Raw genomic sequence first — 25,138 nt, forward strand, 5'->3', positions numbered from 1 at the left:
ACCATGACTCCCCGTTCCGCCCTGGGCGCCCTGCATATCGGCGCATTGATGTTTGGCCTGACCGGCGTGTTCGGCAAACTCGCGAGCGCCGCCCCGGCGATCATCGTTTTCGGCCGTGCGGTCTTTGCCGTGCTCGCCCTCAGCCTGTTCGCCCGCCTGGCCCGCAATCATCACTGGCAACCGTTGCAGGCACAGGACTGGCGGCGCCTGCTGCTCAGCGGCCTGCTGCTGGCCGGGCACTGGGTCAGCTTCTTCATTGCAGTAAAAGTCGCCGGTGTGGCCGTGGCGACCCTGGGTTTCGCCAGCTTTCCGGCCTTCACGGTGATTCTGGAAGGCGTGATCTTTCGCGAGCGCATCCGCTTCAATGAAATCCTCCTGGTGGTGCTGGTCAGTATCGGCCTGGTGCTGGTCACGCCCGACTTCAACCTTGCCAGCCAGGCCACCGGCGGTTTGCTCTGGGCCGTACTGTCCGGCCTGCTGTTCTCATTGCTGTCACTGGCCAACCGGGCCGGCTCCGGGCGGATTCCCGCCGTACAGGCAGCGTTGTGCCAGAACCTGGTGGTCGCCGCCTGCCTGCTGCCCTGGGCCGCCCCGGATCTTGCGCAAGTACCAAAGCTGGACTGGGTCTGGATCGGCCTGCTCGGGGTGTTCTGCACAGCCGTGGCCCACAGCCTGTTTGTGGCCAGCCTCGCGGTGATCAAGGCGCGTACCGCGGCGGTGGTCTTTGCCCTGGAGCCGGTGTACGGGATCACCGCAGCCTGGCTGCTGTTCGGCGAAAACCCGACCCTGCGCATGTTGATCGGCGGCGCCCTGATCATTCTCGCCATCGTGGTGTCCAGCCGCCTGGGCGCCGCGGCGGCACCGCGGGAACACCAGGAAGCCGCGTCAGTTCATTGACGAAAACCCAATCCGCCTATACTGGTGACATCCGCAACAGTTTGCTGTCGTTCACGGAGATCAGGGTTTCTCGACGACAGCTGCAGTGATTCCCCCCCTGAATCGACTCGATTCGAGCGGCCCTCCCCATCAACATGTTGGAGGGTTTCATCCATGGACATCGTCAGTCTTTTGATTCAAGCCATCAGCGGCGCCGTGGGCGGTAACGTGGCCGGGTCGGTCCTGCAGAAATACAACCTGGGCCCGGTCATCAATTCCATCCTCGGCATACTCGGCGGCGGTCTCGGCGGGCAGTTGCTCGATCTCTTCACCAACGGCAGCGTGGGCAGCGGTAGCGGCGCACTGGACCTGACCTCGATCCTCAGCAGTATTGCCAGCGGTGGCGTGGGCGGTGGGGTGCTGATGGTCATCGTCGGGCTCATCAAGTCGAAGCTGAGCCCGTCGTAAGTCCGCGCCTATCGGGGCCGGTCGTTGTGCCCGAGGTCGCGCTCGGGATCGATCCGGTCCCGTACCCGCTGCTTGAGTACCTTGGCTTCGGGAAAGCCGCCGTCTTCCTTGCGCTCCCAGATCTGCACCTCGTCGCAGGTGATCCGGAACACTCCGCCGGTCCCCGGCTCCAGGGCCACCTGGCCGAGATCATCGGCGAAGGTGCTGAGCAGTTCCTGGGCCAGCCAGGCGGCACGCAGCAGCCATTGGCACTGGGTGCAGTAGGTGATGACGATATGCGGTTTACGTGCGGTCATGATTGCACCCGGCTCTGGAAGGAAAGGTCGTCGCTATAATAGCGATCTTTTTATCGCCCCTCCCGAGATCATGATGCGCCGCCTGTTGTCCTGCCTGCTCCTCTGTCTACTGCCCCTGGCGCTGCAAGCCGCCGAACCGCCGCGACCGAAGATCGGCCTGGTGCTGTCCGGCGGTGCCGCCCGTGGCCTGGCCCATATCGGCGTGCTCAAGGCCCTGGAAGAACAGGGCATCAAGATCGACGCCATCGCCGGCACCAGCATGGGCGCGGTGATCGGCGGGCTGTATGCCTCGGGCTACAAGATCGACGAGCTGGAAAAGCTCGCCCTGGGCATCGACTGGAAACAGGCGCTGTCCGACGCCCCGCCACGGGAAGACATCCCGTTTCGGCGTAAACAGGATGACCGCGACTTCCTGGTCAAACAGCAGCTCAGCTTCCGCGACGACGGCAGCCTGGGCCTGCCGCTGGGAGTGATCCAGGGCCAGAACCTGGCCTTGCTGCTGGAAAGCACGCTCGCCCATGCCAGCGGCACCCGTGACTTCGACAAGCTGCCGATCCCCTTTCGCGCGGTTGCCACCGATATCGCCAGTGGCGAAAAAGTCGTGTTCCGCCGCGGCCACCTGCCCCAGGTGGTCCGCGCCAGCATGTCGATCCCGGCGGTATTCGCCCCGGTCGAGCTGGACGGGCGCCTGCTGGTGGATGGCGGCATGACCGACAATATCCCGCTGGATGTGGTGCGCGAAATGGGCGTCGACATCGCCATCGTGGTGGATATCGGCACCCCGCTGCGCTCACGCAAACAACTGGCGACCGTGGTCGACGTCCTCAACCAGTCGATCACCCTGATGACCCGGCGCAACTCCGAAGAACAGCTGGCCACGCTGCACCGCAATGACATCCTGATCCAGCCGGCGCTGGCCAGTTACGGCAGCACCGACTTCGGCCGCGCCCAGGACATCATCGACGCCGGTTATCGCGCCACGCGCATTCTCGACGCGCGCCTGGCCGGCTTGCGTTCGCCGCCCAATCCCGACGCCGAACTGGTCGCCGCCCGTGCGCCCGAACAGCGCACCCCGGTGATCAATACGATCAGGATCGAGAACGACTCCAAGGTCAGCGACACAGTGATCCGCTATTACATCCGCCAACCCCTCGGCGAGCCGCTGGACCTCGAGCGCCTGCGCATCGACATGGGCACTCTCTACGGCCTGGACTACTTCGAGCAGGTGCAATACCGGGTCGCGCGCAAGGGCCAGGAACACACCCTGGTCATCAGCGCCCGGGGCAAACGCAGCGGCACCGACTACCTGCGCCTGGGCTTGAACCTGTCGGATGACATGCGCGGCGACAGCGCCTTCAATCTCGGCGCCAGTTATCGGGTCAACGGCATCAACAGCCTCGGCGGCGAGTGGCTGACCCGGGCCCAGATCGGCGATCAGCAGAATCTCTACAGCGAGTTCTATCAACCGCTGGACACCGGCTCGCGCTACTTTGTCGCGCCCTATGTGAACCTGCAAACGCAGAATGTGGAAGCGACCCTGGATAACGATCCAATTGCCGAATATCGCCTGGAACGGTACGGCTTCGGCTTGAACATCGGGCGCCAGATCGCCAACAACGGCGAGATCCGTCTCGGTATCGGCGAAGCCTGGGGCCAGGCCGACGTGAAGATCGGCGATCGCAGCCTGCCGCGGGTGAGTTTCAGCGAAGGTTTCTACGCGCTCAAATACTCCTTCGACTCGCTGGACAACGTCTATTTCCCGCACAGGGGGGAAAACATCAACCTGACCCTGCGCGAGTTCGACCCGAGCCTGGGTTCGACCCAACGCTACCGGCAGTGGGAGTTCACCCTGGACAAGGCCCTGAGCCAGGGACCGAATACCTGGATCCTGGGTGGGCGCTACGGACGTACCCTGGACGACGCCGAAGTGGTCACTTCGAGTTTCCTGCTGGGGGGCGCACGGCAGTTATCGGGGTTCCGCCAGGATTCGATTGCCGGGCAGAACATCAGCCTGATGCGCGCGGTCTATTACCGCCGGCTGACACCCCGGGCCTACCTGCCGCTGGATTTCCCCCTGTACCTCGGCGCCTCCCTGGAACGCGGGCGGGCCTGGAACAATGACAATCAATTCGACACCGGTTACATCAACGCCGCCAGCGTGTTCCTGGGCTTCGATACGCCACTGGGGCCGTTGAACTTCAGCTATGGCCTCAATGACGACAATCAGAAGGCGCTGTACCTGAATCTGGGACAGACCTTCTGATATTCGCAGGGGCGAGCCGTATCAGCGAATACTGGCGAGCAAGGTGCGCGCCGTCTGCTTCAGGGGTTCATCGCCTTCGCGCAGCAGCTCGAGGAGCAGTTGGCTGGCATGGTCCAGGTCGCCGACATTGATGCAGGTTTGCGCCTGCTCAAGCTTGCTGGCCGAAGCCTGCTCGCGCTCCAGGCTGTCAAAGTCGACTTCCAGGGGCTCGATGTCCAGGGGCTCGGAATCACTCATGAAACCATCGAGAAACGCGTCGTCCAGTGAGTCCCCGTCGTCGGGCAGGCTCAACTCCACTTCGCCCACAGGCGCGGGCACAGGCTCTGACTCAAGCTCGGAAAAATCGCTGAGGAACTGCTCGTCCGGCATCTCGAACACTTCCGGCAGCTCATTGAAGCTCTTGGTGAAGATCGGCTCGGGCTCAGGCTCCAGCTCGACAGGCAAAACCGGCTCTTCGGCGGTCTTGCTGCGGGGATGGGGCGTATTGTCGAACGGGCTGACCAGGTCCCAGTCGGCGTCCATGGACAGGTCATCGAGGTTGAGCTGGAATTCGTCCTCCAGCGGCTTGTCCGCTACAGGGGCGGTTGCAGTCGTCTCCTCAGCCGGCTCTTTCCAGTGTGCCGCCAGTACTGGCGCGACCGCTGCCACGGCGCCGGCCGCCGCCAGAACGGCGACCGGGGACGCAGCGGCTGGAGCTTGGGCTGGCGTGGCGGCAGCGCTTTGCAGTTTCGGATACTTGGCGCGCAACTCCTGCAGGGCCGACTCACTGAACCCGGCCTCCAGCAGCTTGCGCTCTTCCGTTGCGTAAGCCGCACTGTCGCCCTGCTGGGCCAGCACATCGAGCAAGCGCAGGTGCAAGTCCGTGCGCTCGGGCTCCTTGAGCATGGCCTCGCGCAGAATGCCCGCCGCTTCGCTGAAGCGACCATAGGCGATGTAGATACTCACGCCTTCAAGGGCATCAGGCACTTCGCTGGACTGACGCGAGGCCACTGCGGCAACCGGCGCCACCACCGGCTCGACCCGCGTCGACGCGGGCGTTGCCGGCTTGGTCGGCGGGGCCGGCGTTACCACTCGGCTGACCATCGGCTCCGGAACCGGAGCCACCGGAGGTACCGCCTCGGGCACCTGTTCAGCCTGCTGGCGGTTGCGGCGCAGGATAAAGGCCACGGCCAGCAGCGCGATCAGCAACAGCACCGCCCCCCACAGCAGCCAGTTCGGGCCATCGGCAGTCTCGACAGCCGGTGTCGGCGCAACCACTGGCGCGGCCACCACGGCGGGGACCGGCGCAACAGCCTTGGTCTTGAGTTCCGCGAGTTGTGTCTGCAGTTCAACGGCCTGTTTCTGGCTGCTGGCAATCATCTCGTCCTGCGCCTTCAACCTGACCTGCAGATCCTCGACGGTCTTCTGCAACTGCTGGTTTTCCAGGGCGGCCTTGGCCAGCTCCTCGGCGTTTTGCGCTGTCTCGGTCACGGCAGCAAGCGCATTCTGCGTGGCGGCAGCCGCGGTGGCCGTAGCCGCGGCGGCCAAGGTCGGGGCCGGGGAAGACGCCGGGGCCGCAACCACTGCGACGTCCGGCAGCAACAGGCTCTGGCCGACCCGCAAACGGTCGCTGCCCGGGTTCAGCGCACGAATGCCCTGGGACAATTCGTTGACCGACGCCTGACTGCCGGCTTCGCGCAGTCGCTTGGCAATAACCCAGGGGTTGTCACCCTTGACCACGGTGTAGTGTTTGCCTTGCAGCGCAGGCGGCGGTGGGATATTCGCCACCGAAGCCGGTTGTTCAAGGGCTGCGCTGCGAGCAGGCAGGCTGTAACCGGCCGGCCGGTTGCCCGGCGGATCGAGCAGCACGGTGTATTCGCGCAGCAGGCGCCCGTTGGGTCGGTTGACCTGCACCAGGAAATTCAGAAAAGGTTCGCTGACCGGCTTGTTGGTCTGCACCTGGATAACACTGCTGTTGCCCCGCAGCACAGGGGTAAAGCGCAGGTCATTGAGGAAGAACACCCGCTCGACGCCCGCCCGGGCGAACTCCTCGGGTGTTGCCAGGCTGACCGACAGTTCGCCGTCGGCCAGGTCGCCCGGCTCGATCAAGGCGATTTCCGCGTTCAACGGCTGATTGAGCGCCGAATGCAGGGTGATATCCCCCAACCCCATGGCCGGAGCCAGCGCCGAATACAACAACCCGCCGGCCAGCACGGCCAACAGGCGAGCCCGGTTCAGGGTGGATTTTCCAATGGAGCACCGCAACGCGGACTGCAAACTCTCGAGCATGAGCATCCCTTACTGGCGTGACGGCCCGCGCACGCGGGCCGGACACCGACACAATACACAGAACCAGTAACTCTTATAGTCTGCGGCGCAAAGACTATCAAAATTCGTTGAAGGCTTTACAAACTCGCTGAGGACTCCCAAGCCCGGCGGCCTGGGAATGCCTCAAGATTTTTCCAGGTTCGCCAGGATCCGGCTATGGACCCGCATGCAGATCCTCAGTTCTTCATCGTCGACACCGACGAACAGCTCATGGCGCAACGCAGTGGCGATGGTCTCGATCTGTTCAATCAGGGGCCGTGCCGAGGGACTCAGGACGATTTTCTTCGCCCGCCGGTCTTCCAGCACGGCCTGGCGCTGGACCAGCCCCTGGGTTTCCAGGCTGTCGAGCAGACGGGCCAGGGTCGGCCCTTCAACCCCCACACTCTGGGCCAGCTCGCGCTGGGTCGGGGCCTCGGTAAAACGCGCCAGGTGCAGCAAGACCAGCCAGCGCGCCTGGGACAAGCCCAGGCCCGCCAGACGGCGATCCAGTTCCGCACGCCAGCCTCGCGACATGTGCGCCAACTGCATGCCAAAACGGTGTTCATCGGTCAACGGCATAAAACACTCAGGGTTAGACTTAAAATAGACAAAACTAATTATTAGTCAGCTAAGCATGACCCATGCCCGGAGGCAAGGCTTGCTCGGCGCCGAATCGTTACTTGTCGTGAATAAGACAGTGACCGGGGACAATACCGACCTCACATTTCAAATTCCGCCTGCAAGGCGGCCCGCACGCAGTACAGCACCCCTTCCGGCACACGGCCGGCAAACAGTTCGGCAATAGCGGTCACCGGAGGCAATTCGCCTTCGCCGTCGAGGAAGGCGTCCTGGATTTCCCCCAGCAGATCCTCCGGCAAGTCCAGCGCCTGCTCCAGCGACAGTTGCTGGCGGCCGACGGCCTCGGCCAGCAAGGTATAGACATTCTTTTCCGAACACTGCAACTGGCCGGCGATCTGCAACGGCGTCATACCGGCCCGGGCCAGGCTGATCAGTTCGTGGCGGATATCGGCCACGGTTTTCGGGGTTTCTGCCTCGCCGCCGAGGACTTCGAGGAACGCCTCGCCATAACGCTCCAGCTTGCGCGCGCCGATACCGCTGACCTTGGCCATTTCCGCCAGGGAAGTCGGCTGGCTGCGGAGCATTTCCAGCAAGGTGGAGTCGGGGAAGATGACATAGGGCGGCACGCCATGTTCCTGGGCCAGCTTGCGCCGCAGGGCACGCAGGGCTTCCCATTGCTCGCGCTCCTCGCCGCGTACCAGTTGGCTGGCGGGGCTGGCGGAGACACTTTTGGCCGTGGTCTGCGGCTTGAGGTCGCGGCGCAGCTCCAGGCTCACTTCGCCCTTGAGCAGGGGCCGGCAGCTATCGCTCAGACGCAGGCCGCCGTAGCCTTCCAGGTCGATATCGGCCAGCCCGCGGGCCACCAGCTGGCGGAACAGGGTGCGCCATTCGCCTTCGGCCAGCGCCTTGCCGACACCGAACACCGTCAGGTGCTGATGACCGAAACTGCGCACCTTGTCGTTTTCCTTGCCCAGCAGCACATCCACCAGGTGTCCGACGCCATACCGCTGGCCGGTACGAAAAATCGCCGACAGCGCCTGGCGCGCCGGTTCGGTGGCGTCCCAGGTCTGCACGCCATCGACGCAGTTGTCGCAATGCCCACAGGGTTGCGGCATGTCTTCATCGAAATAGGCCAGCAGGGTCTGGCGACGGCAGCGGGTTTCCTCACACAGGGCCAGCATGGCGTCGAGCTTGTGGTGCTCCAGGCGCTTGTGCCGCTCGTCACCTTCGGAGTTCTGCAGCATCTGCTTGAGCATCACCACATCCTGCAAGCCATAGGCCATCCAGGCATCCGCCGGCAGGCCGTCGCGGCCGGCCCGACCGGTTTCCTGGTAGTAGGCTTCCAGGGATTTGGGCAGATCCAGGTGGGCGACAAAGCGCACGTTGGACTTGTCGATGCCCATGCCGAAAGCAATGGTCGCCACCATGATCAGCCCTTCCTCGTTGAGGAAGCGCTTCTGGTTGGCGGCACGCACATCGCTGGCCAGCCCGGCGTGGTAAGGCAACGCCGGATAGCCTTGCTCGCAAAGCATCGCGGCCACTTCATCGACCTTCTTGCGCGAGAGGCAATAGACAATCCCGGCATCGCTGCGGCGCTGCGAAAGGAACGCCAGCAGCTGCTTGCGCGGCTGCTCCTTGGGCACGATGCGGTAGAAGATATTCGGCCGGTCGAAGCTGGAGAGGAAGCGCTCGGCATTCTGCAGATGCAGGCGATTGACGATTTCTTCGCGGGTCCGCTTGTCGGCCGTGGCGGTCAGGGCGATACGCGGCACATCCGGGAACAGCTCGGCCAACTGGCCGAGTTGCAGGTACTCGGGACGGAAGTCGTGGCCCCATTGCGATACGCAGTGGGCTTCATCGATGGCGAACAGGGCGATCTGGAGGTTCTGCAGGAACGACAGCATACGCGGCTGCACCAGGCGCTCGGGGGCCAGGTAGAGCATTTTCACTTCACCGCGACGAATCCGTGCCGCCAGGTCACGTTGCTGTTCGGCGCTCAGCGTGGAGTTCAAGGCCGCGGCAGCGACGCCCAGTTCCTCGAGGGTCGCCACCTGGTCGTCCATCAGTGCGATCAAAGGCGAGACCACCACCGTCAGGCCCTCGCGCAGCAACGCCGGAACCTGGAAGCACAGCGACTTGCCGCCGCCGGTCGGCATCAGCACCAGGGCGTCGCCACCATTGGCCACGCGCTCAATAATGGCACCCTGGCGACCACGGAAGCTGTCGTAACCGAAGATGTCCTTGAGGACGCGTTGAGCCTGTTCGAGCATAACCACTCCAAAAATCATCGAAACGCTTGTTCAAAGGCTGGCTGAAGATTCACCGTTTTCACGAAAAAAACCGTAAGCAGGCATTTCCCAGCGGCCCCGAGGGTCAGCAGCGCATCACAAAACGCGGCAGTATACCCGAGCGTCCGACGGCAATGGGCGGTGCCGGTCGGTTAAGGGAATTCAGTGCTTGCTGGCCTGAGGGCTCAAGAACGCCTAGAATTGCTTATCGTTTATTCCCAAGGTAGCCCCTCAATGTCCTTCGCTGAGCAACTCACCCGCCTGCAAGCCTTCCTCGACGCCGACGAGCTGCACGAAGAGGCGCTGGACTATGTCGCCGCCCACGGCTACCTGACCGCCTTGTCGATCTGCGCCGAGATCGTCCCCGATCGGGAATGGATCGACGCCCTGTTCGCCGAGGAGCCGCACTACAGCGACGCCGCCCAGCGCGAAGAGATCGAAGCCACGCTGATCCAGCTCAAGGCCCATATCGCTCGCCAGCTGGCGTCCGATGAAGAATTCGAGCTGCCGTGCGACCTGGACCTGGGCGACGACCCGGACGACTCCGAGCTGCGCGGCTGGTGCATCGGCTTCATGGAAGGCGTGTTCCTGCGTGAAGAGGCCTGGTTCGAAACCGCCGAAGACGAAGTCAGCGAAATGCTCCTGCCGATCATGGTCGGTTCCGGCCTGTTCGACGAACAACCCGAGTTCGCCGATATCGCCGCCGATGCCAACCTGATGGACGACATGATCGTACAGATCCCGGAAGCCCTGACCGCGCTGTACCTGCTGTGCAACGCCCCGGACGAAAAACCGGCCATCCTCAAGCCACGTCATCACTGAGTCGGCTGACGGCATGAACTCAATCGCCCGGCACTGCCGGGCGTTTTTTTTCGTGGTTGCGCAGGAAAGTCTCTTCACCCATCGCCCGAATCTGCCCTTCGATCAGTGCTTCGAACGGCCGCAGCAACGCCGCGAACGAAACCGGTGCCTCAAGGGTTTCCAGCGCCTGGACAATCGCCTCCAGCGTCGACAACGCGCCCGGCTCCGGCGCCTTGCGCAATCGGTAGCGCGACACCGCCCCCGCCCCCAGCGTCACCCGTGGCAACGCCGCCAGCAATGGATTGAGGTAGAGCATCTTGCGCGCCTTGCGCCAGGTGCCGTCGGGCAGCACCAGCAACAGCGGCAACTCGCTCGGTGCGGCCGCATAAACCTGCAAGGGCTGTGCATCCTCTGCCGGGAACAGCAATTTCGCCTGGTAACCGGGCTGTTGCAGCAACTGGGGCAGGTCCTCGAAAACCTCACCCACCCGCAACTCGGCATTGGTCAACCCCAATGCCGCCAGCCGGGCGGTGTTCAAGGCATGGTTGACCTCGCTGGGATGCTGCAACAGCAGCACGCGGGTGCGGCTGTCCAGCTGTGGGATCAGTGCGCACAGGCAGTGGCTTTCGGGACGCAGGCAGCGTTCACAACGGGCTCTGGACATTGAGTTATACCGATCAGGGCTGGTTGAGCTGCGCTTTGAGCAGGTCGCGAAACGTCTGGATCAACGGCTCGCGACTGCGGCCCCGGCGCAGGATCATGGAAAACGGCGCCTGGTAGCCGAAGGTCGCCGGCAGCAATACCCGCAGGTCACCCTTGTCGGCCCAGGGCTGGGCGTAGTGCTCCGGCAGGTAGCCGATATAGGCGCCGGACAGCACCAGGATCAATTGCGCCTCCATACTTTCCACGGTCGCCGCGCTGTGCTTGAAACCATGGCGCGCCAGCTCGGCCTGGCTCCAGTAACCGCGTCCGACCATGCGTTGCTGGGTAATCACCTGTTCCGGGATACGCCGTTCGTTGTACAGCGGATGCCGGTTGCTGCAATACAACCAGTGCTGCTCACGGTACAGCGGCTGGTAGACCAACCCGCTCATGCGCGTGGAAAAGGCGCCGATGGCCAGGTCGAGACGATTGTCCTGCACGCCGAGCTGCAATTCGTAGGGACTCATCACCGACAGGTGCAGGTGCACGGCCGGGTGCTCCTGGCTGTAGGCGCCGATGGCCTCGGCCAGGGGCAAGGCCGGCTCGCTGACCGTGGAATCGATCACCCCCAGGTTCAAGGTGCCGCGCAACTCACCCTTGAGGGCCGCGGCGTATTGCTCGAAACCTTCGAGCTCGCCGAGCAGGCGCAGGGTTTCCTGATGGAACAGTTCGCCCTTGCTGGTCAGGCTGAAGCCGCCGCGCCCGCGATGACACAGGACCAGGCCCAGGGACGCTTCCAGCTGGCTCATGTAGGTGCTGATCGCCGAGGTCGATAGATTGAGCTCCTGCTGGGCGTTGGCGAAGCCCTGGTGCCGGACCACGCTGACGAAGATGCGCAATAGTTTGAGGTCGGGTAAAGCGTTGGCCATGGGAGTTCCTGGGGAAAGTCTGCATTGCCGGAAACAATTCTGTCCGCCCAGTTTCCCATTAGTTTAGAAAAATCTGAACTAACTATTTGCCGTCAGCGATTCTTCCCGCCCGGCGCCTTTCGCAGAATCGCCCCCTGATAACCAAAATAAATGATGAGGCTTACCCGTGGACAAGATTCTTCACCAACCACTGGGCGGTAACGAAATGCCGCGCTTCGGCGGTATCGCCACCATGATGCGCCTCCCGCACCTGCAATCGGCCGCCGGCCTCGACGCCGCGTTCATCGGCATCCCGCTGGACATCGGCACCTCGCTGCGCGCCGGGACCCGTTTCGGCCCGCGGGAAATCCGCGCCGAGTCGGTGATGATCCGCCCCTACAACATGGCCACCGGTGCCGCGCCCTTCGATTCGTTGTCGGTGGCCGACATCGGTGACGTGGCGATCAACACCTTCAACCTGCTGGACGCCGTACGCATCATCGAAGAGTCCTACAACGCCATCCTCGAACACCCGGTCATCCCGCTGACCCTGGGCGGCGACCACACCATCACCCTGCCGATCCTGCGCGCCATCCACAAGAAGCACGGCAAGGTCGGCCTGGTGCACATCGACGCCCACGCCGATGTCAACGATCACATGTTCGGCGAGAAAATCGCCCACGGCACCACCTTCCGCCGCGCCGTGGAAGAAGGCCTGCTGGACTGTGACCGGGTGGTGCAGATCGGCCTGCGCGCCCAGGGCTACACCGCCGAAGACTTCAACTGGAGCCGCAAGCAGGGTTTCCGGGTGGTCCAGGCCGAAGAGTGCTGGCACAAATCCCTCGCTCCGCTGATGGCTGAAGTGCGCGAAAAAGTCGGCGGCGGCCCGGTGTACCTGAGCTTCGACATCGACGGCATCGACCCGGCCTGGGCACCCGGTACCGGCACCCCGGAGATCGGCGGCCTGACCACCATCCAGGCGATCGAGATCGTCCGCGGTTGCCAGGGCCTGGACCTGGTCGGCTGCGACCTGGTGGAAGTCTCGCCACCCTACGACACCACCGGCAACACCTCGCTGCTCGGCGCCAACCTGCTGTACGAGATGCTCTGCGTACTGCCCGGCGTGGCCCACCGCTGAGGAGTCGCCATGAACGACCGTGACCAGGTACTCGAGGCCGCCGCCGAGCTGGTGGCCGCCTTCGCCGCCAATGATCGCGAAACCTACTTCGGCGCCTTCAGCGCCGATGCCAGCTTCGTTTTCTACACCCTCGAACAGCCCTTGCTGTCACGCGATGCCTATCAGGCGCTGTGGGACAACTGGCGGGCGGAGGACGGCTTCGAGGTGATTTCGTGCACCTCGAGCAACGCTTTCGTCAGCCTGCAGGGCGATGTGGCGATTTTCATCCATGACGTGGCCACCGAGCTGCGCATGCAAGGGGAGCTTCTCTTCAGCCAGGAGCGCGAAACCATTGTGTTTCGCAAACAACGAGAATCAGGCCCATGGCTGGCCTGCCACGAGCATTTGTCAGCGAACCCCCAGGGAATGCCCTCCCCTTAGCCAACCCCGGTAGCCCTCGCGGAAGACGAGGGCACCGCAGTGATCGGAGCGATCATGAATAAAAACAACAATGAAAAAAGCCTTGGCAGCATTGAAACCAACGGGGTCGAACAGATCCCCGACCACGAACGCGATGCCCGACCCGGCGACCTGTTTCGCCTGATCTTCGGCGGTGCGAATACCTTTGCCACCGCCGTGCTCGGCAGTTTCCCGGTGCTCTTCGGCCTGTCCTTCCAGGCCGGTGTCTGGGCGATCGTCCTGGGCGTGGTGCTAGGCGCGCTGATCCTCGCGCCCATGGGCCTGTTCGGTCCGATCAATGGCACCAACAACGCCGTGTCCTCCGGGGCACACTTCGGTGTCCACGGACGGATCGTCGGCTCGTTCCTGTCGCTGTTGACCGCCATTGCGTTCTTCTCGCTCTCGGTGTGGAGCTCGGGGGATGCCCTGATCGGCGGCGCCAAGCGGCTGGTCGACATGCCGGAAACCGACCTGACCCTGGGCCTGGCCTACGGCCTGTTCGCGATCCTGGTGCTGACGGTGTGCATCTACGGCTTCCGCTTCATGCTGTGGGTCAACCGCATCGCCGTATGGGCCGCAAGCCTGTTGTTCCTGCTGGGGATCTTTGCCTTTGCACCGGCCTTCGACAGTCACTTCGCCGGAACCGTGGCGATGGGTCAGGCCGGTTTCTGGGCGGCCTTTATCGGCGCCGCGCTGGTGGCCATGAGCAACCCGATTTCCTTCGGGGCGTTTCTCGGCGACTGGTCGCGTTATATCCCCCGCGAAACCTCGAAAGTCCGGATCATGCTGGCGGTGATCGCCGCGCAGATCGCCACCTTGATCCCCTTCCTGTTTGGCCTGGCCACCGCGACCATCGTGGCGATCAAGGCACCGGACTACATCACCGCGAACAACTATGTCGGCGGCCTGCTGGCCGTCTCGCCGACCTGGTTCTTCCTGCCGGTGTGCCTGATCGCGGTGATCGGCGGCATGTCCACCGGCACCACCTCGCTGTATGGCACCGGGCTGGACATGTCCAGCGTGTTCCCACGGCTGCTGTCGCGGGTCAAGGCGACCCTGCTGATCGGCGTGCTGTCGATTGCCTTTATCTTCATCGGACGCTTCGCGGCGAACCTGGTGCAGAGCGTGTCGACCTTCGCCGTGCTGATCATCACCTGCACCACCCCGTGGATGGTGATCATGATCATCGGCCTGCTGGTACGTCGTGGTTACTACTGCCCGGATGACCTGCAAGTCTTCACCCGTGGCGAAACCGGCGGGCGCTACTGGTTCAGCCACGGCTGGAACTGGCGCGGCCTGGGCGCCTGGATCCCCAGCGCGCTGGTGGGCCTGTGCTTCGTCAACCTGCCGGGGCAGTTCGTCGGCCCGCTGGGCAACCTGGCCGACGGCATCGACATCAGCCTGCCGATCACCCTCGGGCTGGCGTCGCTGATGTACCTGGCGCTGCTCAGCCTGTTCCCGGAGACGGCAGAGGTTTATGGACCGCAGGATGCGCGCAGCCGGGATGGCAAAACATTGAAGCCTGGGATGCGCCAGGCGGCCTGATACTGCCGTGGCGAGCCCCTCGCCACAGCATGTGCCTTGAACTTTGCTCGACCATAAAAAAGATAATCGGAGACACGCCGTCATGGCTTTGGATTTATTGGTTGTACTCATTTATGCCGCCGGCATGCTCGTGCTCGGTTACTACGGCATGCGCAAGGCCAAGACCCACGAAGACTACCTGGTGGCCGGACGCAACCTGGGCCCGACGCTGTATATGGGCACCATGGCCGCCACGGTGCTCGGTGGTGCCTCCACCGTCGGCACCGTGCGCCTGGGCTATGTCCACGGCATTTCCGGCTTCTGGCTCTGCGCGGCCCTGGGTTTCGGCATCATCGCGCTGAACCTGTTCCTCGCCAAACCGCTGCTTAAACTGAAGATCTTCACCGTGACCCAGGTCCTGGAGAAGCGCTACAACCCCATGGCCCGTCAGGCCAGCGCGGTGATCATGCTGGCCTACGCGCTGATGATCGGCGTGACCTCGATCCTCGCCATCGGCACCGTGCTGCAAGTGCTGTTCAACCTGCCGTTCTGGCTCTCGGTACTGCTGGGCGGCGGCGTGGTGGTGGTCTACTCGACCATCGGCGGCATGTGGTCGCTGACGCTGACCGATATCGTCCAGTTCGTCATCAAGACCGTGGGCCTGATGTTCATCCTGTTGCCGATCTGCCTCTACCGCGTCGGCGGCTGGGACCAACTGGTGAGCAAGCTGCCGGCGAGCAACTTCAGCTTCACCACCATCGGCTGGGACACCATCATCACCTACTTCCTGATCTACTTCTTCGGCATCCTGATCGGCCAGGACATCTGGCAACGGGTGTTCACCGCCAAGGACGAGAAAGTCGCGAAGTATGCCGGCAGCGTCGCCGGGGTCTACTGTATCGCCTACGGCCTGGCCTGTGCCCTGATCGGCATGGCCGCCCATGTGCTGATTCCCGACCTGGCCAACGTCAACAACGCCTTTGCCGCCATCGTCAAACAGTCGCTGCCCGATGGCATTCGTGGCCTGGTGATCGCCGCGGCCCTGGCGGCCATGATGTCCACCGCCAGTGCCGGCCTGCTGGCCGCCTCCACCGTGCTGACCGAAGACCTGCTGCCGAAACTGCGTGGCGGCAAGCAATCGAGCCTGGGGATCAATCGCCTGTTCACCTGCCTGACCGGGATCGTCGTGCTGGGCATCGCCCTGGTGGTCAGCGACGTGATCAGCGCCCTGACCCTGGCCTACAACCTGCTGGTGGGCGGCATGCTGATTCCGCTGATCGGCGCAATCTTCTGGAAGCCCGCCACCACCAGCGGCGCCATTACCAGCATGGCCCTGGGCTTCATCACTGCCCTGGTGTTCATGATCAAGGACGGCCTGGACGCCAATACCCCGATCTACTACAGCCTGGCCATCGGCCTGATCAGCTTCGTCGTGGTCAGCCTGCTGTCTCCGCGCCCGGCCAGCGTCGCCAGCGCCATCTGATACCGCGGTTACTTCAGCGGGTGCGACGTCGGTTGTCGCACCCGTTTTTTTTGCCTGCCGCCTTCCCCCCATTGACCGCCCTGCGCACGCTCAGGGAGATGAACGGTCAGGTCCCGCGCAAAACTTGTGCTGTACTGGCCTATAGCGACTACCTTTTTGATTAACCGGAAGGTACAAGGATCGCGGGTGTCGTAGTTTGGCCACTATCGCAATGCCCCAGGAAAGGGTCGAACAATAAGAAACCCTTCTTCGAGGCTCTTATGAACAGACTCGAGATTCATCAGCAAATCTGCCATTCCATTGAAGAACAACTGTCGCTGAAATGGTCGCAAGATCCGTCAAAGGCCACGGACAACACCTGTTCCCTTGATCTCGTCGAGTTGTTCCACAACCTTGAGTGCCTGTTCGATGTGCGGCTGGATCTGAACCGCGACCTGATAGGCATCACCACCCTTGGCGATCTCAGTCGATTTATCTATGAAAAAACCCGGCCCGCCGAACCCACCGGATTCCCTCCCCCAGGCACAATCCCGCCGCCCTTTCCGCAAAGGCAGACAGGGAGACCGGGCGCATGAAAAGAGCCGATATTCGCAAGAGCGTGCATGATTTCGTCAGCCAACGGCTCGACGACCACCAGGCGTTCGCTGACGATCAGAGCTTGCAGGGATTGGGATTCGACACCCAGGACATTGAAGACCTGATGTTCCATCTTGAAGATGAGTTTGATCTGACGGCGTTTACCGAAGAGGAAGACCGCTTGCTCAAGGAAGCGGTCACGGTCAACGACTTGAGTCGTTTCCTGGAGAAAATCGCCAGGCATTGAACTTCGCCAACACGGCACGGCGAACAGCGCTGAACCCTGTTGCCGACCCGTGGGCGCTTAGCGACGCGGCTGGCGGCGACGGCGATCATCGTCGGTACGAATAGGTACCGGCTGCAGTGGCGGTTCGATCAGACCCAGGGCAACACCGAGGTCATGGAGCCAGGTTTGCAGTTTGTCTTTCATATAGCCCCCTTCAGGGTAATGCGAGCGACGGGATTCTGTAGCCGCTTCACACAGATCATAGCCCTAAGTCCTACGCAATGCTGTCCCTTGCAGCAGGATCTTTGATTTAAATCATGGCAAAACGCTTCAAGCCGACGCACGGAGCCCTTCGGCACTGTCCGCCAGGGGCAGCAAGGCGCTTTTCTGCAACTCGATCCAGGCCGCCAGGTTGGCGCCGACCATGCCTTTGCGCCACATCAGCCAGGTGGTGGCGCTGGCAAAAGGCTCGACCAGCCGATGCACCGACACGCTTTCCCGCCCGGGCAGGCTGGCCAGCATCGACTCGGACATCATCGCCACGCCGGAGCCGGCGGTGACACAGGCGAGCATTCCGGGATAGGACTCGATCTCGATGGCCCGGCCCATGGCCGCGTGATAGTGGCCGAACCAGGCCTCCAGGCGCAGGCGGTAGGCACAGCCGCGGCGAAAGGTGAAAACCGGCTGCCCCTGTACTTCCAGGGCACTGCGCACCGGCGGGTGATCGGCCGGTGCGATCAGCACCAGGGTTTCATCGCAGAACGCAAGGCCGTCGAGCCCCGCCAACTGCAGCGGGCCATCCACCAGGGCGGCATCCAGGCGCCCGGAGACCAGCCCTTCGAGCAATTCGCCGCTGGGCGCGGACTGCACCTGCAGGTTCACTTCGGGATAGGTGCGGTGATAACGCGCCAGCATCGACGGCAGGTAAATCGCCGCGGTGCTGTACATGGTGCCCAGTACGAAGTCCCCCGCCGGTTGCCCGCCACGCACGGCAGCCTGGGCCTCGTCATGCAGCGAAAACAGCCGGTTCGAGTAATCGAGCAGGACCTTGCCGGCCGGAGACAATTGCAGGCGCTGGCGTTCACGCAGGAACAGTTCGACCCCCAATTGCTCCTCGAGCTGCCTGATGCGCGTGGACAGGTTCGACGGCACCCGGTGCAGGCGCTCGGCGGCGCGGGTGATGGAACCCTCCTCGGCGACCGCGTGGAAGATCCGCAATTGGCTGAACTCCATGACCCTCTCCAAAACTGAACAAGTTACTCACTATTATTCATTTTTAAAGAAAGTCAATCGATCCTAGCCTGACGGTCATAGTCCTCTGTCGGGAAATGACGCCATGTCACCTCTGATTCGTTTAACCGCCTGCTTTATCGCCCTGATGATGGCCATGGGGGTGGGCCGCTTTGCCCTGACCCCGCAACTGCCGCACCTGATCAGCGAAGGCCAGATCGACCTGACCGCCGGCGGCCTGATCGCCGCCGCCAATTACCTGGGCTACCTGCTGGGCGCGGTGGACGCCATGTTCGTCCGGCGCGCGCACCATGTCCGCCTGCGCCTGCTCGCCGGCCTGTGGTTATGCGTGCTGTTGACCCTGGCCTCGTACTGGGCCCATGGGTTCTGGTCGCACTGGCTGCTGCGCTTCGGCACCGGGGTGGCGAGTGCCTGGGTAGTGGTCATGATCACCAGCCTGAGCCAGCCGCTGGCCCATGCCGTCGGCCGCCCACGTCTGGGTGCCTGGGTGTTTGCCGGCCCCGGCCTGGGCATCGTGCTCACCGGCTTGCTGGCGCTGGGCTCGAACCTGCGGGGAGAGAACTCGTCGACCCTGTGGCTGGTGTACGCTGGCGTCGGCCTGCTGATGTTGCTGTTGATCCTGCCCTTCCTGCCGCTGCCGAGCGCCACACCCGTGGCCACAACCACGGCCGCCCCCGTGATCGTGGACACAGAACAGCAATCCATCGGTCATCTGGGCCTGGTCTATGCCTTGTACGGCCTGGGCTACATCATTCCGGCGACCTTTCTTTCGCAGATGGCCAGTGCGCGCTTCCACGGGCAATGGCAGGCCGATCTGTTCTGGCCCGGCTTCGGCTTGGTCGCGGCCCTTGGCGTGGTGCTGGTGAGCCTGCGGCGCACCAAACCCGACAGTACCCGTCGCTGGTTGATGGTGACGCTCTGGCTGCAGGCCGCCGGGGTCTTCGCCTGCCTGTTGTCGAGCGGCCTGGGGCTGGTGCTGGGGGTGATTCTCTGCGGTACGCCGTTCCTGGCCTGCATGCAGTTGGTCATGCAGCGCTCGCGGGAACTGGCGCCGCACGCCACCCATCGCAATGCCGGGTGGCTGACCGCCTGTTTCGCCATCGGCCAGCTCTGCGGGCCGTTGCTCGCGGCCTTGAGCAGCCACTTCAGCGGTGGCCTGCAACCGGCCTTGATCGTGGCGGGCAGCGGCCTGGTACTGGCGGGATTGGTGGTGTTGCGGCCGGTGGCGGCCGCAGCGCCCGGGGTGGCCCTGGTGCGACGCTGAGCCTTGCAGGGTTGCGACAGGCAGGACAGCTACGCAGTCCATCGCCAGCAAGCCGGCGCCTACAGAATCACGCTGAAACGCGATTATTGTTGGAGCTGGCTTGCCGGCGATGACGTCAGCCCGGGCAACATCCACACTCAGCTCAATTCGATGCGATCGGCATGGATCACAATCTGCCCTTGCTTGTAGAGCGCACCAATGGCTTTCTTGAAGTTGCCTTTGCTGACCCCGAACAAACCGCTGATCACGGTCGGATCGCTCTTGTCGCTGACCGCCAGCACACCGTTGTTTTCACGCAACTTGGCGAGGATCTTGCTGTTCAGGCTACCGGAAGCTTCTTCGCCGACGGGTTGCAGGCTCAGGCTGATCTTGCCGTCGGCGCGGATCTCCTTGATAAAGCCCTTTTCCTCTTTGCCGGCCCGCAGGAACTTGAACACTTCGTTCTTGTGAATCAGCCCCCAATGCTTGTTGTTGATGATCGCCTTGAAGCCCATGTCGGTGGCTTCGGCCACCAGCAGGTCGACTTCCTGGCCGGGCGTGTAGCTGGCCGGAGTCTTGTCCAGGTAGCGATCCAGGCGGGCCGTGGCGGTGATACGACGGGTATGCTTGTCGAGGTAGACATGCACCACGCAATAGTCGCCGGCGCTCAACTGGCGCTTCTCTTCGGAATACGGCAACAGCAGATCCTTGGGCAATCCCCAATCGAGGAACACACCAATACTGTTAACTTCCTTGACTTTGAGACTGGCGAACTCACCGACCTGAACTTTGGGTTTTTCCGTGGTGGCAATCAACTTGTCAGCACTGTCCAGATAAATGAAAACATTCAGCCAGTCTTCATCTTCACTGGGAATATCCTTGGGGATATAACGGTTGGGCAGAAGAATCTCGCCGTCCGCGCCGCCGTCCAGATACAAACCGAAATTAGTGTGTTTAACCACTTGCAAGCTGTTATAACGCCCGACTAAAGCCATTTCCAATACCCTCATTGCGTGGCTGGCATTCTACCCGAGTTTGACGACGCTGTTTCACAGCGCTTGCCCCCGGCTGAAAAGCCCGCTGCAAGGCTTGATTTTCAAGGGGTTGCCGACAGAAACAGGCCCGTTCGTCAGAACGCTGGCTGCACTCCCCCTTGAAAATCCACCCTTGGGTGGAAAATATCGAGGCCGGGTTACGAGTCAAAACAGTAGCTTAGCCAATAATAACAAGGCCCCCACCACGTCTTGGCGAATACCCCACTACCTTTGCCCTGGATATTTATCAAGCAATTGTCAAGCCTTTCAGGTAGAATGATCGATCCAGTTAATATCTACACAGGTTAATGGCCGCCATGCGCGTAAAAGCATCGAACAGCAAAGCAAAGCCCGCTCCAGCCGTTGAAACCAGCGATTCGATCAACGAGCAAATTGCGGCTTTCCTGAAATCCGGCGGCGAGATCCAGCAAATTGCCAAAGGCGTCAGCGGCCAGACTTTCGGCCCGTCGAAACAGATCACCCTCGGCAAAAAGTAATTCCCCCCGCGCAACACCCAAGCCACTCTGCGCTTTGAACCTCAAGGCGCAGGGCTGAAGCAACACTCCCGCCCCCATTGCAGATACCGCGCCGATCACCCGTGCACAAGTCCCCTTGCGCCCGTATCAGCCGCCATGGTCATCGATGGAAACCATTGAGCGGTTGAACCACTGGCCGCAGAAGCGTTCCATGGAGAGATGTCCCCATCAGGATTCATCCATGTCGTACCGGCTGACCTCCCTCTTCTGGTTGCTGCTCCTGAGCGTGGCCATCGGCGCCTGCTCGCGGGCAGGCCTGGCCTATCGCAACCTCGATGTGATCATTCCCTGGACCCTCGGCGACTACGTGGACATGAACCGCGGGCAGAAAGACTGGTTCCGCGAACGCCTCAAGGAGCACCTGCACTGGCATTGCACCACGCAACTGCCGGACTACCTGGACTGGCTCGAGCGCGTGCAGCAGATGGTCGAAACCCGTCAGGTCACCGATGCCAACGTGCAGGCCCGCACCGCCGAGGCCCGCCAGGCGATTGCCCAGGTCACGCGCACCGTCACGCCCTCGGCGGTCGAGTTGCTGCGTGGCCTGAGCGATCAGCAGGTGAGCGAAATGCGCCAGGCCTTTGCCAAGGATCAGCGTGAACATCGAGCGGAGTACGTGACCCCGCCCGTCGACGAACAGATCCGCGACCGCGCCGAGCGCATGAGCAAGCGCCTCAAGGGCTGGCTGGGACCATTGAGCCTGAGCCAGCAACAGCGCATCACCGCCTGGTCCACCAGCCTCGGCGAACAGAACCGGCTATGGGTGGCCAACCGGATGAACTGGCAGATGCAGTTGAGCGAGGCGGTCGAACAGCGTCAGCGCGCGGACTTCCCGCAACGGATCGAACAGTTGCTGCAAGATCAGGACAGCCTGTGGACCACCGAGTACCGCCAGGCTCACGAGCGTGCGGAGCAGGCCACCCGCAGCCTGCTGGTGGCGCTGATGGCCGAGAGCAACGCCGACCAACGGACGCGGCTACTGAAGAAGATCGACGAAATGCGCCAGGACTTCTCGCAGCTCAAATGCCTGAAAACCGCTCAGGGCGGTTGAGCAAAAGCCGTCGTCTGTTGGCCCGGGGCTCAGGCGATCTGCACCTTGGCGGCCAACTGATCGAAGGTGGCCGGGTCCAGCGCATCAACCTGCTCGTCGAGTACCTGCAAAGGGTGATCGTTGCCGGGAATGCTGCTGTCAAGCAGGCTCAACAGGGCAGAGCCACGCGGCGTAAGGATAAAGTTCTCGCCATTACCGCCCTCGTCCTCCGGGCGGCTCTCGATATAGTCGTGCTTGAGCAGCAGCCGTTCGTAATCGGCCGCCAGCGCCTTCAGGTCATCGAGATTGCCCGTCGCCTGTCCCTGCGCGGCCTGGGCCGTGGCGTGCTCCTCGGCGTAGGCCCGGGGGGCGAAGCTATGACCGGCGCTGTTCTGCACCTCATGGAGCAAACGTTCGATCAGTTCCCAGTTGTAAGTCGTCATCCTGATTAACCCTTCACGTGTGAGAGTGAGAAGCCCTGCATAAGGATAGAGTAGTGTCGGCCATGACGGTTCAGCCGGTTTGCACCCACGGATGACCATTGGGCGGAAACCGCCCGACGCCTGGCCGATCGAGCCCGGGAGAAACGACACGGGGCAGCCTGTGCTGCCCCGTCCTTGTTCCGTCAGACCTTTCGATCTAGAGACTGTCGCTGGTGGAGAACCCGCCGCCACTCCCTGAGCTGGAAGAACCGGACGAGCTAGCGGAACTGGAACCGCCCGACGAACCGCCCCCAAAGAAGCTGCCCGAACTGCTGTGCGAACCGCGGCTCCGACTGCTGCTCGAACGGGCACTGCTGCTCGGGCTGGGAGCAACCCTGATGAACTCGCGGTTATTGTCCACCTCACTCACCACCTGGGAGAGCGACAGGGCGCCCCGCATGAACCCGACGAGCAAGCCATCAAGATCCACGTTCTGATAGTCGTAGCGGGAACTGATGAGTCCCCCTGACTGCAACGTACGCTCCAGTTGCTTGGCCAGCTCATAGCTGGCCTCGGCGTCCCGGCACTGCCGCTCCAGAGAAGGCACGCGCAACCGCAACACCTCCAGCTCAGCGCGCAGATCACGTACCCTGCGCACCAGCTCGTCATCCTGCGCACCCTGGGTCTGTCCGGCCAGTTGCTCCAGGGTCAGGTCATTCATCTCGGCCAGTTGCCGGGACAACAGCTCGGAGGCCTTGGCGAAACCCTCGTCACGCTTGCTGACGTAGGGCGCCAGGCGCTGATGGAGCGCATTGGCCTGCGCCTTGCCCGCTTCCAGCGCCTGCTGCGCTTGCCGCTGACGCTCTTGCAAGACCGGCAGATCGCTGGCGGACAGGGCACGTTGATGCAGCCGCGCGCGCTCGGCCTCCTGGGCCGCCCGATTTGCCTGACGCTCCTTGCCAACTGCTTCATTGGCCCGCTGCATGGCCAGCAGCGTGCGCTCGGCGGCACTGTTCTGGGTGAAATTGCACAGTCGCGCCACCCAACGGTCCAGCCCGCGCCAGACAAACCGACCGACATAACCCTCGGTACCGAATCCGCGGTCGCGCAGATAGACATAAAGCGGGTCGGCCTGGAATGCCTGGAGCTTGAGCCGACATTCATCGCGCAGTTCCTTGTAGGACTGCTCGTCGGCCTCGCTGATCAAGGCGGCCTGCTGCTGGGCCCGGAGGTCCTGCTCGACTTGCTGATCAAGGTCCGCCACCTGGGTCTCAAGCGCCTCGGCCAAGCCCGAGATCACCTGCAACTGCCCGGCAATGCCCTCCTCCACCTGCGCCAGCTCCTGACGCAAAGCGGCCTCCGCCTGCTCGCGCTGGTCGAGCAAGCGCTGAACCTCGACAGACAGCGGGGCACCGCCGGACAGCTGATAATTGGCGATATGCGGAAAGGCGTTGCCGAGCCCCTGCTGCAGGCGCAACTCCTGATCGTGGGCAGCGGACAACTCGAGCTGCAGTTGGCGCAGCTGTGCCTCCAGGTTCCGGGAGTTGTCGCGGATGGAAGCTTCTATGCGGCTCGCGTTCATTACCACTCCAGGATGTAATCAGGTTTGGTTTTGACCGGTCCTTTGACGAACGCAAAGGACAGCGAGTTGGCCGCCTTTTTCCCCATCAGGCGATCATCGACAAGGCCATCCGCCTGCTTGTCATTCTTGGCCGCCTGGTAGGTGGCCTGATTGACCCGCACGCCAAAGATCGAGGCATAACGCCGCTCCCCGGTCTCGACACTGGTGATGGGCAACGGGACGACATTGCCCGAGGCGTCGAGCGCCTCGGCCAGCAGGTACCAGGACTTGCCCCCGGTCGGATCGAAATTGCGCTCAACCATCGACTTCTCGCCGGTACGGCTGACCACTTCCAGGGTCAAGGGTGTCGCCGCTATCGCCCGCAGTTGCTCAACCTCCTTCAATCCCTGTTCGGCGGCCGTCGCATCCATGACCTTGACGGCCTGATCGACCTTGGCAAACAGCGGTTGGAACTGCCCGGCATCGGCGTTGCTCAAGCCCATCTTGCGCACTTGTTCCTGCGCATCCTGCAACTTCGTCAACCAGGGCCTGATCGTGTCCGTTTGCGCGCTCAGCGCATCCAGCTGAGTCGCCAGTGCCTTCATGTCGGCACTGTCCTTCTTCAGGCTCTTGACCGCCGAGGCGGCCAGCTTGGAGTCCTCTTTGTAACTCTGTTCCGTGACGTGCACCGGCAGCGTGATCCGTTCTGCTGCACGCGCGGTCTCCAGCACCGACCCGGTCTGTTCAAATACCTGCCGCGCCGCCGGCAAATTCGCCACAAGCCCATCGGCCTTCAGCGTGGAGACACGCTTTTCCAACTGCTCACGCTGCCCGGCATGGCTTGCAACCAGCGCCCTAGCCTCATCCACTCGACCCTGTGCTGCGCTCAGCGACGCCTGAGCAGAAAACTCCGAGACCGACGGCGCAACCAACAGCACCCACAACCCAACTCCCAGGACACCTACCGTAGGCAGCAGCCAGCGTCCACGAGTGATATAGACCCGTGCCAGCAGCCGGGTCATCGAGCCGAAAGTTGCCGGAGCCTGATACGTCAGGCGGTTGGCGAAGAAGTTGCGAACGCCCTCTTCGACCAGGGCATCCTCCACCTCGATGCCCTTGGCCCGGTAAAACTCACGGATCTGCTCGGCCACCCGCAGGCGATGCTTGGGCAGGTCCAGCTGTTTCTGCAGTTCGGCCTGGCTGAAACGCATCTCGTCGATCAGCGCCATGGCCCCCATCTGCTCGGTGAGGGAGACAACGTTGCTCACT

The 25,138-nt window shown here is 62.8% G+C and carries 25 protein-coding genes; 13 read left to right on the plus strand and 12 right to left on the minus strand.

From position 1 onward, the window contains the following. Window positions 1-3 precede the first annotated feature (3 nt). Together M5B42_RS03210 and M5B42_RS03215 are read left to right on the plus strand one after the other, a co-directional pair. Window positions 4-897, plus strand: a complete 894-nt coding sequence (locus M5B42_RS03210) for a DMT family transporter (RefSeq protein WP_248745032.1) — start codon at window positions 4-6, stop codon at window positions 895-897. A 153-nt stretch (window positions 898-1,050) separates the two neighbouring features. After that, window positions 1,051-1,344, plus strand: coding sequence for a hypothetical protein (locus tag M5B42_RS03215; protein WP_103496496.1), 294 nt, complete (start codon window positions 1,051-1,053; stop codon window positions 1,342-1,344). A gap of 8 nt (window positions 1,345-1,352) precedes the next feature. On the opposite strand, the gene M5B42_RS03220 is transcribed toward M5B42_RS03215, so the two are convergent. Further along, a complete protein-coding gene (locus M5B42_RS03220; protein WP_100938944.1) occupies window positions 1,353-1,640 on the minus strand; it encodes a SelT/SelW/SelH family protein in 288 nt (95 codons plus the stop codon). Window positions 1,641-1,713: 73 nt separating this feature from the next. Between M5B42_RS03220 and M5B42_RS03225 the strand changes: the two genes are divergently transcribed. Further along, on the plus strand, window positions 1,714-3,903 hold the full coding sequence (locus M5B42_RS03225; protein WP_248745033.1) for a patatin-like phospholipase family protein: 2,190 nt from the start codon (window positions 1,714-1,716) through the stop codon (window positions 3,901-3,903). Between the two features lie 21 nt (window positions 3,904-3,924). Here the strand turns inward: M5B42_RS03225 and M5B42_RS03230 are convergent, their stop codons facing one another. From M5B42_RS03230 to recQ, 3 genes are all read right to left on the minus strand, one after another. After that, window positions 3,925-6,171, minus strand: coding sequence for a FimV/HubP family polar landmark protein (locus tag M5B42_RS03230; protein WP_283099672.1), 2,247 nt, complete (start codon window positions 6,169-6,171; stop codon window positions 3,925-3,927). 162 nt (window positions 6,172-6,333) lie between these two features. After that, complete coding sequence (locus tag M5B42_RS03235) at window positions 6,334-6,768, minus strand: MarR family transcriptional regulator (RefSeq protein WP_103496492.1); 435 nt, start codon at window positions 6,766-6,768, stop codon at window positions 6,334-6,336. Window positions 6,769-6,908: 140 nt separating this feature from the next. Beyond that, window positions 6,909-9,038 carry a DNA helicase RecQ gene (gene recQ, locus M5B42_RS03240; protein ID WP_152738366.1) on the minus strand — a complete coding sequence of 710 codons (2,130 nt, stop codon included), beginning with the start codon at window positions 9,036-9,038 and terminating at the stop codon, window positions 6,909-6,911. A 252-nt stretch (window positions 9,039-9,290) separates the two neighbouring features. Between recQ and M5B42_RS03245 the strand changes: the two genes are divergently transcribed. Further along, window positions 9,291-9,878: a YecA family protein gene (locus M5B42_RS03245; RefSeq protein WP_103496490.1), complete on the plus strand. Its 588-nt coding sequence runs from the start codon at window positions 9,291-9,293 to the stop codon at window positions 9,876-9,878. Window positions 9,879-9,897: 19 nt separating this feature from the next. On the opposite strand, the gene M5B42_RS03250 is transcribed toward M5B42_RS03245, so the two are convergent. Then, the gene (locus M5B42_RS03250) at window positions 9,898-10,521 is read right to left on the minus strand and encodes a DTW domain-containing protein (RefSeq protein WP_177100052.1); all 624 of its coding nucleotides are present in this window, start codon (window positions 10,519-10,521) and stop codon (window positions 9,898-9,900) included. A 13-nt stretch (window positions 10,522-10,534) separates the two neighbouring features. Then, window positions 10,535-11,428, minus strand: a complete 894-nt coding sequence (locus M5B42_RS03255; RefSeq protein WP_040065200.1) for a LysR family transcriptional regulator — start codon at window positions 11,426-11,428, stop codon at window positions 10,535-10,537. A gap of 166 nt (window positions 11,429-11,594) precedes the next feature. Here M5B42_RS03255 and speB point away from each other — a divergent pair, with 166 nt between their 5' ends. The 6 genes from speB to M5B42_RS03285 all read left to right on the plus strand — a co-directional run bounded on the left by speB (window position 11,595) and on the right by M5B42_RS03285 (window position 16,813). Beyond that, window positions 11,595-12,545, plus strand: coding sequence for an agmatinase (gene speB / locus M5B42_RS03260; RefSeq protein ID WP_103496488.1), 951 nt, complete (start codon window positions 11,595-11,597; stop codon window positions 12,543-12,545). Between the two features lie 9 nt (window positions 12,546-12,554). Continuing rightward, window positions 12,555-12,965: a nuclear transport factor 2 family protein gene (locus M5B42_RS03265; protein WP_248745034.1), complete on the plus strand. Its 411-nt coding sequence runs from the start codon at window positions 12,555-12,557 to the stop codon at window positions 12,963-12,965. 54 nt (window positions 12,966-13,019) lie between these two features. Beyond that, complete coding sequence (locus tag M5B42_RS03270; protein ID WP_248745035.1) at window positions 13,020-14,528, plus strand: cytosine permease; 1,509 nt, start codon at window positions 13,020-13,022, stop codon at window positions 14,526-14,528. Window positions 14,529-14,610: 82 nt separating this feature from the next. Next, window positions 14,611-15,990, plus strand: coding sequence for a sodium:solute symporter (locus M5B42_RS03275; RefSeq protein ID WP_248745036.1), 1,380 nt, complete (start codon window positions 14,611-14,613; stop codon window positions 15,988-15,990). Window positions 15,991-16,250: 260 nt separating this feature from the next. Continuing rightward, window positions 16,251-16,565 carry an acyl carrier protein gene (locus M5B42_RS03280; RefSeq protein ID WP_248745037.1) on the plus strand — a complete coding sequence of 105 codons (315 nt, stop codon included), beginning with the start codon at window positions 16,251-16,253 and terminating at the stop codon, window positions 16,563-16,565. After that, the gene (locus M5B42_RS03285; RefSeq protein ID WP_152738354.1) at window positions 16,562-16,813 is read left to right on the plus strand and encodes an acyl carrier protein; all 252 of its coding nucleotides are present in this window, start codon (window positions 16,562-16,564) and stop codon (window positions 16,811-16,813) included. Before M5B42_RS03280 ends, M5B42_RS03285 begins: the two co-directional genes overlap by 4 nt. A 57-nt stretch (window positions 16,814-16,870) precedes the next feature. Here M5B42_RS03285 and M5B42_RS32085 read toward each other — a convergent pair whose 3' ends face one another. Then, window positions 16,871-16,996 (minus strand): PA1414 family protein, encoded by a 126-nt coding sequence (locus tag M5B42_RS32085; RefSeq protein ID WP_017903325.1) that lies wholly within the window; start codon window positions 16,994-16,996, stop codon window positions 16,871-16,873. Window positions 16,997-17,122: 126 nt separating this feature from the next. Further along, window positions 17,123-18,025, minus strand: coding sequence for a LysR family transcriptional regulator (locus tag M5B42_RS03290; protein WP_103496482.1), 903 nt, complete (start codon window positions 18,023-18,025; stop codon window positions 17,123-17,125). Between the two features lie 103 nt (window positions 18,026-18,128). Between M5B42_RS03290 and M5B42_RS03295 the strand changes: the two genes are divergently transcribed. Further along, window positions 18,129-19,307: an MFS transporter gene (locus M5B42_RS03295; RefSeq protein ID WP_248745038.1), complete on the plus strand. Its 1,179-nt coding sequence runs from the start codon at window positions 18,129-18,131 to the stop codon at window positions 19,305-19,307. 137 nt (window positions 19,308-19,444) lie between these two features. Here M5B42_RS03295 and M5B42_RS03300 read toward each other — a convergent pair whose 3' ends face one another. Continuing rightward, window positions 19,445-20,281, minus strand: coding sequence for a S1-like domain-containing RNA-binding protein (locus M5B42_RS03300; RefSeq protein WP_100938929.1), 837 nt, complete (start codon window positions 20,279-20,281; stop codon window positions 19,445-19,447). Between the two features lie 347 nt (window positions 20,282-20,628). Between M5B42_RS03300 and M5B42_RS03305 the strand changes: the two genes are divergently transcribed. Next, complete coding sequence (locus tag M5B42_RS03305; RefSeq protein ID WP_176987101.1) at window positions 20,629-20,817, plus strand: hypothetical protein; 189 nt, start codon at window positions 20,629-20,631, stop codon at window positions 20,815-20,817. Between the two features lie 220 nt (window positions 20,818-21,037). Beyond that, complete coding sequence (locus tag M5B42_RS03310) at window positions 21,038-21,907, plus strand: DUF6279 family lipoprotein (RefSeq protein WP_248745039.1); 870 nt, start codon at window positions 21,038-21,040, stop codon at window positions 21,905-21,907. Window positions 21,908-21,936: 29 nt separating this feature from the next. Here M5B42_RS03310 and M5B42_RS03315 read toward each other — a convergent pair whose 3' ends face one another. The 3 genes from M5B42_RS03315 to M5B42_RS32165 form a co-directional block, all read right to left on the minus strand. Then, window positions 21,937-22,329, minus strand: coding sequence for a transcriptional regulator (locus M5B42_RS03315; RefSeq protein WP_177100042.1), 393 nt, complete (start codon window positions 22,327-22,329; stop codon window positions 21,937-21,939). A gap of 196 nt (window positions 22,330-22,525) precedes the next feature. Beyond that, window positions 22,526-23,890 carry a hypothetical protein gene (locus M5B42_RS03320; RefSeq protein WP_177100039.1) on the minus strand — a complete coding sequence of 455 codons (1,365 nt, stop codon included), beginning with the start codon at window positions 23,888-23,890 and terminating at the stop codon, window positions 22,526-22,528. Further along, window positions 23,890-25,137: a DUF6384 family protein gene (locus M5B42_RS32165; RefSeq protein WP_248745040.1), complete on the minus strand. Its 1,248-nt coding sequence runs from the start codon at window positions 25,135-25,137 to the stop codon at window positions 23,890-23,892. Before M5B42_RS32165 ends, M5B42_RS03320 begins: the two co-directional genes overlap by 1 nt. Window position 25,138: the final 1 nt, after the last annotated feature.

Source organism: Pseudomonas sp. MWU12-2037 (assembly GCF_023242345.1).
In the GTDB taxonomy this organism is placed as follows: Bacteria; Pseudomonadota; Gammaproteobacteria; order Pseudomonadales; family Pseudomonadaceae; genus Aquipseudomonas; species Aquipseudomonas gingeri_D.